We start from the raw sequence: 1,195 nt of genomic DNA on the forward strand, positions 1-1,195 counted from the left end.
CAGGGCGGGATCGCACTTTGTTAACAGATATGATCTAATAGCTCCAAACCCATATCTACATAGCCATTTTGAACATAATTGAACATTTATCAGTCGTCGAAGATACTCGATCTGACATTAATCAAAAGCATGACCTTATTGACGTAATTTTCCTTGTTATCAGTGCTATTGCATCAGGATGTGAAGGCTGGCAAGACATTGAATATTATGGGGAAGAGAAGTTAGATTGGCTGAGGAGGTATAGACCATTTGAACACGGGATCCCACGACGACACACGATCGCACGCATCTTGCGTTCTGTTGTCGCAGAGTCTTTGCTTGAGGCGTTAGCTCTGTGGATTAACGAGCAACGAACGAGTCAGAACAGGTCCATCATCGCATTTGATGGAAAAGTACTGCGTGGCTCGTACAGAAACGACAAGAAAACAGCATTACAATTGGTGACAGCCTACGACACTGAACGTGGTCTCGTTCTGAGTCAAAAGCCGACTGAAAACAAGAATGGCGAGATTAGCGTGGTACGCCAAATGCTTGATGTTATTAACGTAAAAGACAGTGTAATCACAGTTGATGCACTACATTGTCAGCGTGATACGCTAGAGAAAATCGCAGAGAAAAAGGCTCATGTGGTCGTTCAAGTGAAGAACAACCAGCCTAAGTTAAGAGCCGCCGTTGTGGATCAATTTCAGGCAGTCTTTGATGCAGGTAAGGAAAAAGTCGTTACCGAAATCAAAGAGAAGCATCATGGCCGTAGCGAAGAACGGTACGTATTTCAATTAAAGGCCAAATTACCTGAAGAGCTAACGAAAAAATGGCCGACGGTACGTAGCATTATAGCGGTAGAGCGACATCGAGTAATCAACGGAAAAGGCACCGTAGATACCTCGTATTACATAAGTTCCTTGTCTCCGAATCACAAATTGTTAGGGCACTATATTCGACAGCATTGGCGAATTGAAAACAGCCAGCATTACATTTTAGATGTTGTTTTTAAAGAGGATAACTCTCGCATAACGTTAGATGGTGCGGTAGAAAATATAGCGTTGTTTAGACGCTTCGTGATGAATATGTTGAAGCAATGCGATTGTGGAGCACCAAGCCAGAAGGTGAAGTTGAAGAAAGCTGGATGGAGCGATGATTATCGAGCCCGAGTGTTCTTTGGATTATAAATTCATCAAAGTATGCTCGCGCCCTG

1 protein-coding gene is annotated in these 1,195 nt (G+C 43.3%); it reads left to right on the forward strand.

The features are described from left to right. The first annotated feature begins 68 nt into the window (after positions 1-68). Positions 69-1,169 (forward strand): ISAs1 family transposase, encoded by a 1,101-nt coding sequence (locus ACED45_RS24025; RefSeq protein WP_371715211.1) that lies wholly within the window; start codon positions 69-71, stop codon positions 1,167-1,169. The last annotated feature ends 26 nt before the right edge of the window (positions 1,170-1,195 follow it).

Origin of the sequence: Vibrio crassostreae (assembly GCF_041439375.1) — a bacterium.
GTDB classification, from domain to species: Bacteria; Pseudomonadota; Gammaproteobacteria; order Enterobacterales; family Vibrionaceae; genus Vibrio; species Vibrio crassostreae_D.